Annotated in this window: 8 protein-coding genes; all 8 read right to left on the bottom strand. The window is 62.5% G+C overall.

What is annotated here, in order from left to right; all coding sequences use genetic code 11:
• Nucleotides 1-25: 25 nt before the first annotated feature.
• Nucleotides 26-886, bottom strand: a complete 861-nt coding sequence (locus QYC26_RS10455; protein ID WP_317512170.1) for an SDR family NAD(P)-dependent oxidoreductase — start codon at nt 884-886, stop codon at nt 26-28.
• Nucleotides 886-1,692 carry an acetoacetate decarboxylase family protein gene (locus QYC26_RS10450; RefSeq protein ID WP_317512169.1) on the bottom strand — a complete coding sequence of 269 codons (807 nt, stop codon included), beginning with the start codon at nt 1,690-1,692 and terminating at the stop codon, nt 886-888. Before QYC26_RS10450 ends, QYC26_RS10455 begins: the two co-directional genes overlap by 1 nt.
• A 91-nt stretch (nt 1,693-1,783) precedes the next feature.
• Nucleotides 1,784-2,782 (bottom strand): Rieske 2Fe-2S domain-containing protein, encoded by a 999-nt coding sequence (locus QYC26_RS10445; RefSeq protein ID WP_317512168.1) that lies wholly within the window; start codon nt 2,780-2,782, stop codon nt 1,784-1,786.
• 153 nt (nt 2,783-2,935) lie between these two features.
• Complete coding sequence (locus QYC26_RS10440; RefSeq protein ID WP_317512167.1) at nt 2,936-3,868, bottom strand: LysR family transcriptional regulator; 933 nt, start codon at nt 3,866-3,868, stop codon at nt 2,936-2,938.
• A gap of 130 nt (nt 3,869-3,998) precedes the next feature.
• Complete coding sequence (locus QYC26_RS10435; RefSeq protein ID WP_317512166.1) at nt 3,999-5,189, bottom strand: amidohydrolase family protein; 1,191 nt, start codon at nt 5,187-5,189, stop codon at nt 3,999-4,001.
• A 129-nt stretch (nt 5,190-5,318) separates the two neighbouring features.
• A complete protein-coding gene (locus tag QYC26_RS10430) occupies nt 5,319-6,593 on the bottom strand; it encodes an MFS transporter (protein WP_317512165.1) in 1,275 nt (424 codons plus the stop codon).
• A gap of 19 nt (nt 6,594-6,612) precedes the next feature.
• Nucleotides 6,613-8,946, bottom strand: a complete 2,334-nt coding sequence (locus QYC26_RS10425) for a TonB-dependent receptor (RefSeq protein WP_317512164.1) — start codon at nt 8,944-8,946, stop codon at nt 6,613-6,615.
• 255 nt (nt 8,947-9,201) lie between these two features.
• A complete protein-coding gene (locus QYC26_RS10420; RefSeq protein ID WP_317512163.1) occupies nt 9,202-9,876 on the bottom strand; it encodes a fumarylacetoacetate hydrolase family protein in 675 nt (224 codons plus the stop codon).
• Between the last annotated feature and the right edge of the window lie 165 nt (nt 9,877-10,041).

Raw genomic sequence — 10,041 nt, 5'->3', positions numbered from 1 at the left:
CCCCCCGCTTTTGTTTTATGCCGTGTTACCAGGCCGATACCGGATTGTTCCGCGCCAGAAGCGCGTCCATCCGTTCGTTGATCTTTTGATCGCCTTCCGCGCTTTCGGGCAAGAGCCAGAACTTTCCGGCGCGGATTCCGGCAAGCGCGAAACTGGCCACTTCTTCCGGTTCGGTCAGCGCCATCTTGAGCCCGGTGGTCCGGACGAGATCCTCCATCGTCTCATAGGCCGGCTTGTCCTGCGCGCCGTAATCGGCGGGCCGGTTGCGCTTCGACGCGAGGATCGAGGTGTTGACGACATGCGGCCCCGGGAAGAGCACGGCGGCGCGCACCTTGTCCCCTTCGCGCAGCAGCTGCTGGTAGAGCACCTCGCTGATGCTCGTCACCGCCGCCTTCGACGCCGCGTAGATCGGCGTGTTGGGAAGCGAGCGGAGCCCGCCATTCGACGAGGAGGTGTTGATGATCACGCCCTCCTCACCCGAAGCGACCATGCGCGGCGCGAACGAGCGGATGCCGTAGACGACACCGAAGACATTGACGTCGAAGCCCCAATGCCAATCGTTGAGCGGGAGATCCCAGATCGTCTTCTGCGCTTCGCCCAGGCCGACGCCCGCATTGTTGAAGAGCAGGTGGACCGCGCCGAAGCGCGACCAGACGGCCTCTGCCAGCGCCTCGACCGATTCCGCCTTGGTGACGTCGACCTGAAGGCCGACGACCTCGGCCCCGGTATCGGCGGCGATTTCGGCCGCCGCTGCATCCAGACGCCCCTGATCGATATCGGCGAGCACGACGCGTGCGCCCTCGGCGGCGAGTTGCTCGCCAAGGGCACGCCCCACCCCGCTGGCGCCGCCGGTGATGACGGCGACGCGGTTCCGGAACTCACGCATCAGGCGGCCTTGGCGCCCGCGAGGACGACATCGATGCCCGGATTGGCCGGCGCATCGTTCCGCTGCACCCAGAAGGGCGCGATATATTCACCGGGGACGGTGCGCAGCAGCTGGCCGCTGGTGTTGGTTGCCCCCTCGACATAATCCATGCTGACCATGCGGCGGATCGGCACGTCGACGAGCGGATCAAAGGCCGATTCGTGGAAGCGGATCTGGCCTTCAAAGGCGCGCTTCAGGTTATAATTACGCTTCCAGTTGAGGCGCGTGAGGTAGACGTCGCCGTCAAATTCGCCCGGCGTGCTGATCGAGGGCAGGCCCTTATAGCAGTAGAAATATTCCTCGAACGCTTCGGGCGTGCCCTGATCGGCGCCGAGCGTGCCCTCAACCTCGAAATAGGTGATGCCGTGGCGCGTGCAGGTGGCCCGGACGTGATCGCCATTCTTGTCGAAGGTGGTTTCGGCAATCTTCTTGGGTTCGCCAAAGCGTTCGCGGCCCGAGGTGACGACGGTTTCGCCTTCCATCGCCATGTGGAAGACATAGCCGCCCGGCGTGCCGTCATAATCGCACATGGCCGCGAGCGTCAGCGCGCCGATCTCGACGGTCGTCTCGGGGGTGACGTGCATGGCGACATGCGCGAACTGGAGGAAAATCTCGGGACGGGCGGATGCCACCAGTGGGCGCGGAAGCATCGCCTGGATGATTTCGGGATCGGTTTCGTAAACCGCGCGTACGGTGCGCACCGTGTTGTTGAGACCGGCCGATTGCGGGGCCGCCACCGGCCCCTGAACATAGCGTAGCTTCGCCATTGCGCTTCTCTCCTGCAGACAAAATCTCTCCTGCCGCGCAGGACGATATTGCCTGCGCGTCAGCATTTTCGGCTTGATTGGGCGACGGTGCTTAGACCGCGGCCATGCGGGGCGTGTCGCCCTCGACATAAAATTGTTCGAAATAGCGCCGGAAGCGCAGGATCGGGCCGTCACCGTCGCACAGCAGCGGACGGGCGCGGTGGATCTTGTAATTCCAGATCGGAATATCGCCTTCGACGCCGCTCTGGCCGCACGTATTCTCGATCGCCGCCATCGCCGTCTTATATTCGGGCGAATCCTCTGCGGTTTCGGGGAAGGTGAAGCAGAACCGCAGTTCGACCTGATCGGCCTCAACCGGGGTGGCGAGGACCATCAGCGAGAGGGTGACGACACCCTTGAGCTGGGTGAACTTCTGACCTGCGCCGTTCTGAATCGTGTGGACGCTCGACGGGATGATCTTGGTCGTGCCGTCGGGCAGCGTGATCGTCCGTTCGCCAAAGGCCTCGCTCCGACGGACATGGCCGTCATAGGTGGCCTGCCCTTCGGGCACCGCCTCCATCTTATGGACGAATTCGAAATGGGCGAAGTCGACGCCGTTTTCGGCAATTTCCTGGGGATTGCTGGCAAACGACCAGACGCGCCGCACCGGTTTCGACCAGCCAGCCGTCTCGGTAAAGGGATCATGATCGATCACATCGAACATCGGCGCGACATTTTCCGGATGGTACCAGGCCCAGACGACGCCGTTCTTTTCGACAACGGGAAGTGGCCCTGCGATCGGTTCGCGCTTGGTGATCGGCGGAATCGCCTTGGCATAGGGGATATCGGTACAGAAACCGTTGGGACGGAAACCCCAGCCGTGAAAGGGGCAGCGCAGCTTGTCGCCGTCCACCTTGCCGCCATGCCCCAGATGCGCGCCCAGATGCGGGCAATAGGCGTCGAGCAGGCCGACTTCGCCTTGCTCATTGCGGAAGATCACCAGATCCCGCCCGAAATAATGCAGGGGCTTCACATCGCCCACGCCGACTTCATCGCTATAGCTGACGAAAAACCATCCGAACGGAATGGCCATCGGAAATCGCTGCAGCATTGCCTTCCTCTCCTCATTATCCGGCCGACTTTGCGCCTGATCCGGAATTGGCGCTTCTTGAGCGCCGTCTTGTCATCAAGATACCCTGATCCCCCTGACGGGGAAGCTCCCTGCCACGGACTTACCATCCACCAGCGGAAACAATCGAAGTCGTCAGGCCGGGCGGATGTGCGACTTCAGCGTGCTGAACGCCGGCTCCATCCACGGCCGCAGCTTCGCATGCGCGAAGGATGCGGCGAGATGATCGATGAACGCGCGCGTGGCGGCGGGCATCATGCCGGGCGAAAACACGGCCCAGACCTCGCGGTCGTAAAAGGCCCAGTCCTGGTTGAGCGTTTCCAGCCGCCCCTCGGCCAGATCGTCGCCGATCACGCTGATCGGGATCTGGGCAATGCCCAGCCCACGCCGCGCCGCGGCGGCAAGCGCGATCCCGCTATTGCTCTTCCAATTGCCGCTGACCTTCAGCCGTTCCGTTGTTCCATCTTCCTGCGAATAATGGAAATTCCCGCCCGTATCGGTCAGGCAATTATGCGCCTGAAGATCGGCCGGGCCTTCGGGCCAGCCATGGTGCGCGATATAATCGGGTGAGGCGCACAGACCGTAGGAAAGATAGCCGAAGAAACGCGCCTTCAGGCTGGAATCGTTCAACCGGCCGTAACGGATGATGACGTCGAACTGCTCCTGCACCAGATCCTGTTCGCGCAGATAGGCGACCACCTCGAGCGAAATTTCCGGATGCCGCGCGCCGAAATCGGCGACGATCGCCGACATGAACGTCACACCGAAAATATCGCTGAGCCCCACGCGCAGCCGGCCGACCGGACGCTCCTGAAACTGCGTCATCTGGCGCTCGACATCGACGAGCGTCGCGCGCATTTCGCGGCAACGCTGGTGAAACAGGTCCCCCGCCGCCGTGAGCGACAATCGCCGCGTGGTGCGCAGGAGCAGCTGGGCGCCCACGCGCCCCTCCAGCTCACTCACCATCTTGCTGACATAGGATTTGGAAACGCCCAGCGCATCGGCGGCTGCGGTGAAGCTGCCCGTTTCGACAACCGCCAAAAATTCCTCGATCCCACGCCAGGTCACGGCCTTGCCTCCCTCTCTCGCCATCATGGTCGTGGCGTATGCGGGAAAGCTATCGTTCCAAGGGCTTGATGGAAAGGCGGACTCGTCCCGATTGTTCGCCAATCGGGACAAATCCTCCACAGACCTGGGTTCAGGCGGCACGTTTTTCGAACGGTGCCTTGAGCGGTCCGATCTTGGCGGCGAGCGCCCACATCGCGTCCTTGTCGACGTCGTAGACGTTGAGCGCATTGCCAGCGAGCATCTTCTGGATGTCGGTTTCGGGCAACCCGCCAAGGCTGATATGCATCTTGTCGAGCGTCGCCGGCCAGGTGCCCTCGGGGTGCGGATAATCGGTGCCCCACATGATCCGGTCGATCCCGATCTTGTAGTAGGATTCGGTCGTTTCCTCGTCGGGCAGCGCTGAGCAGCCGACCCAGATGTTGCGCGCGAAATATTCGCTGGGCTTCATCGTCAGGTTGGAATTGTAATCCCCCAGCTTGCCGCTGGTGTGCTTCACCGATGCACGGACATCCATCAGCTCGAGCATCCAGGGGAACCAGAATTCGCCGCCCGCCTCGGTGAACATCACGTTGAGGCGCGGATACAGTTCGAACACGCCCCCAAAGATCATCGTCCACATCGGACGCGTGAGCCAGAAGGCATATTCGCTGAGATAGGTGCCGATCCAGCCGGGCTGCGAGGTGTCATAGGCGGGCGCGCCGCCCGAGTGGAAGTGCACAGGCATGTTCAGTTCCTGCAGCAGATCCCACATCGGATAATATTTGCGATGATTGTACATCGCATAGCCGTCCATGATCGCGGGGAGGAACACGCCCTTCAGCCCGGCTTCGCGCGCCCAGCGGATTTCCTTCAGATTTTCCTCGACGTCATAGAGCGCGGGGATCACCGCAAGGCCGATGCGGCGCAGCGGATCATCCCTGCAGAAATCGGCCATCCAGCGGTTGTGCGCGCGGGCGCCCGCCCATTGCAGTTCCGGATCGACCCCGAACGGACGCAGCCCGACATCGGCGCCGAAGGGCGGCGCGTTGCGTTCGGTGATGCCGTCGGGGAACAGCACCTCGGCGACGACGCCGTCAGCATCGAGCACGCGGTTACGGATCGCCGGATCCCACGCACCTTCCAGGCCGTCGCCGACACGAGCGCGCCATTTGGTGTTGAAATCGTCGAGCAGGAACAGCTTTTCATGTTCCTCGCGCGCCTTGATCTCGCGCGCCACGCGCTCGTCGAATTCGGCGTGGTGCTTGCTTTCCAGATATTCGCGGTAGCGTTCGGGCGGCAGCCCGGCATGGCCGTCCGACGAAATAACGAGATAGCGATCCATAACTGTCTCTCCCAATGATCTGTTTGAACCGGGCCGCTCGCTTTCGAGCCCAGGCCGCCGGTCGTTCGATGTGTTCAAGAATACCGCGTGGCGGCGTGCCCCCACAAGGCAATGGCCGCGCACAAACTATCACTCACAGGAAACAATACCCTCCCGCCGGGCGCGGTTTTCCGCCAATGCCGGGTTAATCATGGCGTAACCGACAACCCCGCACAGCGTCGCTGCAAGAACAATGAAGGGGGTGGCGTGGTGCAATTGGTACAGCGCCACCGCCACCACCGGGGGAATGACAATCGACGCGCCGGCAATCGCCGATACCGCGCCTGCCACCGCGCCCTGACCGCGGTCGGACGCGGCGAGCGACGCGCCCGCCGTAAAGCCCGGACGCGCAAGGCCGTAACCGAGATTGGCGATGGCAAAGGCAATCACCAGCGAAACATAGCCCGGCAGGAAGATGATCAGCGCGTTGCCGAGACAGGCGAGCGCCGCCCCCCAGCGCAACAGCGCGCGCGGCATCATGCCACCCATGCCGATCAGCCCCCATTGCGCGGCCAGCGCCGCGACCGCGCCGACGACCATCGCGGTGCCGACCGCGCCTTGCGCGGCGACGGGTTCCAGCCCCAGCCGGTCAATCACCAGAAAACCGAGCGTATAGGTATTGGCGGCCTGTGCCGAGCTGACGATGAAGCCGTAGAGCAGGAAGGGCCGAACCCGGACATCCTTCCAGATACCCCCTGTCGGCGCTGCGGCACCATCGGTGCGTTCCATGCGTTTTGCCCCACCGTCCCGCGGCAGCGCCGCGAGCGCGAACAGCAAAATCGCAACTCCCCCCACGGCGAACAGGAACATCGGCATCGCCTGCCCGGCTGGCGGCAAAATCAGAAAGGGTGCGATCGCCGGGCCGACGATCGTGCCGAGGCTGAGCGCGCCGGCGAGCGCCGCCACCGCGCGCACACGCGCCGCGCCGCTGCTATGTTCGGCGACATAGGCCTGCGATGCGGTGGCCGCCGCGGGGCCGAGTATGCCGTAGCTGGAGCGGATGCACAGAAAGGCGATGAAAATGAGATTGGGCGCAACCGCCCAGGCCCCCCCGCCCAGCACCACCAGCCCGCATCCCGTCATCGAGAAGATGAACCCGCCAAGGCCGAGCAGAATATAGGGTTTGCGCCCCTTCAGATCGGACCTTTTGGCCCAGAAGGGCGAGAAGATCGCCCACATCAGCGCCGACAGCGAAAAGATGCCGGCGACGAGCACATCCGAAATGCCAAGAGCGCGGCCCACGGCGGGCATCACCGAAATGAGCCCGGTATTGCCGATCGCGGTGGCCAATGTGGTTGCAAAAAGCGCGAAAAAAGCGGGGGCAGGCAGTGCCTGCCCGCCCCCGTATGTGGTCGTATCCGTCACGCCACCATCCTTGCGAGGATCAGAATTTCAGCTTGGCTTCCACGCCATAGCTGCGCGGGTCGGCCCATTGCCGCACCGTGTGGGTGACAAGGTTGATCCCGCTCACCCAATATTTCTCGTCGGTCAGGTTCTTGCCCCAGACCGAGAAATCGACCGCCGTGTCGCCGCCGAGGCTGATGCCCGCCAGCGTGATGCGGCCATCAAGCACGCCGTACGCTTTGCGCTTGCTCAGCACGTCGGGCGTGATCGTGCCCCATTGCGCACTGCGCCAGCTATAGTTGAGGCTCGAAATCAGTTCGACACCGCCAAGATCGAGGCGATGTTCACCGCCGAGCAGGTAATTGTGCTTGGGCGCCAGCGGCACCTTATAGCTGTCGGTCACGTCGACGCCCGAAGGCAGCACGAAATCCTTGTAGCGTGCGTCGAGATACCCATAGCCGAAGGTGAAGCTCAGGCTGTCGATCGGGCGCAACTGGCCCTCGAGTTCGAACCCGGTGAATTCAGCCTTGCCTGCGTTGATGATGTTGGTCGTGATGACCGCAGGCACGAACACGCCAGCCTGAAAATCCTTGTAGATGCTGTGATAGACAGCCGCGCTCAGGTTCAGGCGACGCTCGAAGAAGCTGCCCTTGGTGCCAAGCTCGAACGACAGCAGCTTTTCGGGATCATAGGGCGTGTTGAACGCGGCGTTGTTCGATGCGGTATCGTTAAAGCCACCGCTCTTGAACCCCGTCGCCACGCGGCCATAGATGTTCCACGCGCTGCTCAGCTTGTACTTGAGGTTGAATTCGGGGCTGAGTTGCGACCAGGACTGCTTGTTCGCAAGCGGGATCAGGTCGTCGGGCCCAAGCGGACCGCCGGGAAGCGCACCCAATGCCGGGCCGCCGCTGACCGTGATGGGCGCACCGGTTACCGGATCGCGCTGGAACACGCCCGAGCCAGGGGCCGCCGGATTGGCCGCATAGTTGTTGTACGAGACGAAACGCTCCCACACATCGCGCGTGTCCTTGGTCCAGCGCAGACCGATCGTCATGTCGAGCTTGTCTTCAAGCACCGGCGGGGTCCAGGTGAACTGGCCATAGCCCGCGATCGAATGGTTGTTCGCGCCGCGCTGGCTCAGGTCGAAACGGTTGCCGCCGAACTGGAAATTCCAGCGCGGATTGAACACGTCATAGATGTCGCGCATGTAGAAGGCGCCGACAGTATATTGGACCCGGTCACCGCTGCCGATCATCTGCAGTTCCTGGCTGAACTGGCGATAATTGTTGTTCAGCCTGAAGCGAACAAGATCGCTGGGCGTGCCGTCGAAATCGCTGCTGCTGCGCGTCTGCATCTTGCGCCAGGCGGTGATCGATTTCAGCGTCAAATTGCCGAGCATGCCCGAGCCGGCATCATATTCGGTCGTGATCGCATGGCCCGAAACGCGGAAATCGCTGCGGCCATTATTGTCCGCCGAGATCCGCTTGGGGCGCGTGGGGTGGATATAAGGCGAAATCAACGGATAGAGCGCGGTTCCCGGCGCGATCGATCCCGATGCGCTGATCGCGAGCATCGCGCCCGAGCCCTTGCTGTCGCTGATGTCATAGGCATAGCTGACCGACAGTTCGGGCGTCGGCTCCCAGACCACATCGACGCGACCGGCGTTCAGCCGCTGGCGCCCGAAATCGCGCGACGGGCCATCATTCTTGTAGAAACCATCGAACTGGCGACCCGAATAGGAGAATTTCGCCTTGAGCGTGCCCAGCGCATCATCGGGATTGCCCATGGTCGGCAGGTCGATCGAGATACGCTGCGTGTAAAGATCGTGCGAACCCGCGCCAAGGATCACCTGCCCGCCAAATTCGCCGCTCGGGCGCCGGGTGACGAGGTTGACCGCACCACCAATCGTGTTCTTGCCATAGAGCGTGCCCTGCGGGCCGCGCAGCACTTCGACGCGTTCGAGATCGACCGTATCGAACGCCGCGCCCGTCGATTTCGCGATCGGAACGCCGTCGATATAGAGGCCAACGGGTTGGTCACGGCCAAGGCTGGTATCGGCCGAGGGCGCCAGACCACGGATCGAGATCAGCGGGCCAAAGCTGTTGCCCACCGTCTGGTTGATCTGGATGTTGGGAACGAAGGTTTCGATATTGCTGACGGTGGTGATCCCACCGCGCTCGAGCGCCTCGCCACCCAGCGCAGAAACCGAAACCGGCACGTCGATCAGACGTTCCTCACGGCGCTGCGCGGTGACGACGATATCCTCGACCTGCGCGTGGCTGGACGTTTCAGATGTTTGTGCGTGTGCTGGAACAATCCATACAATTGCGGCAGCGCTGTTCATCAGCGCGATCAAAGCGTTACGACGCCTCATTAATCCCTCCTCTTTTCAGCGGATGGGATCGTGCGCTGCGCGAACGCCGGCCCGAGCCTCCCCTCCCCGCCATGCTGCGATTTTCGCAGTCATCTCAATTTTCTAGAGCACCATCATGCCGAGCGACCGTCGCCTATCGACACATAGTGGGCCTATCCTTGCGGACAGAGGGCCGATCAACAAGCCTATGCCTGCGATCAAACTGTTTCCAAAAAAACACAAATAGGCTGCACATTGCAGCGCACGGCAAACGCCTCAGACGATTTCGACCTCAAGCGACGGCAGCAGACCCACACGTGCTTCAAGCCTGTTGCCACGCACCACCGGCCCAACGCCTGCGGGCGTTCCGGTAAAGATCAGATCGCCGGGGTTGAGGCGAATATATCGTGACAGTTCGGCAATTATTTCCGCCGGGGACCAGATCATGTCGGAGGTCCGCCCCTGCTGGCGCACCTCGCCGTCGATGGTCAGCTGGATTTCCGCATCGTCGAGCCCCTCAGCCTCGGCGGCGGGCACGATCACCGAAACCGGCGCGGCACCGTCGAACACCTTGCCCATGTCCCAGGGGCGCCGTTTTTCCTTTGCTTCGGCCTGAAGGTCGCGCCGGGTCATGTCGAGGCCGACCGCATAGCCGAAAACATGCCGCAGTGCGTCAGCGGGTGCGATGTCCGCGCCGCCAAGCCCCAGCGCCACGACGAGTTCGACCTCGTGGTGCACATCCTCCGACATCGGCGGGTAGGGCAGGCGCCCCGGTACCGTCGGCAGGCAGGTGGACGGCTTGATGAAGAAAAAAGGTGGTTCGGCCGACACATCGCCCATTTCCCGGGCATGTTCGGCATAGTTGCGCGCGACGCAGAAAATCCGCCCCACCGGAAAGCGCCCCCCACCAAGGATCGGGAGAAGCGGCTGAATGGGGGGCTCGATCGACATGGTTCCACTCGCTGGGGGTTTAAGCTTGGGCTCGCTATAGGCCGGATTCCCCGCGAAGCAAGCCAAGGAAAACAGGTAGGCAAAGCCGCGTCGTTACGCAGTTGCAGCAAATATTCGCAGCATAATGCGTTGCATAATTACAATATCGGCACGCAATTCAGCACC

This window comes from Sphingomonas sp. C3-2, assembly GCF_033025475.1.
Classification (GTDB): domain Bacteria; phylum Pseudomonadota; class Alphaproteobacteria; order Sphingomonadales; family Sphingomonadaceae; genus Sphingobium_A.
Note: the sequence above shows the minus strand (reverse complement) of the source record. Positions and strands in the feature narration are given on the sequence as shown.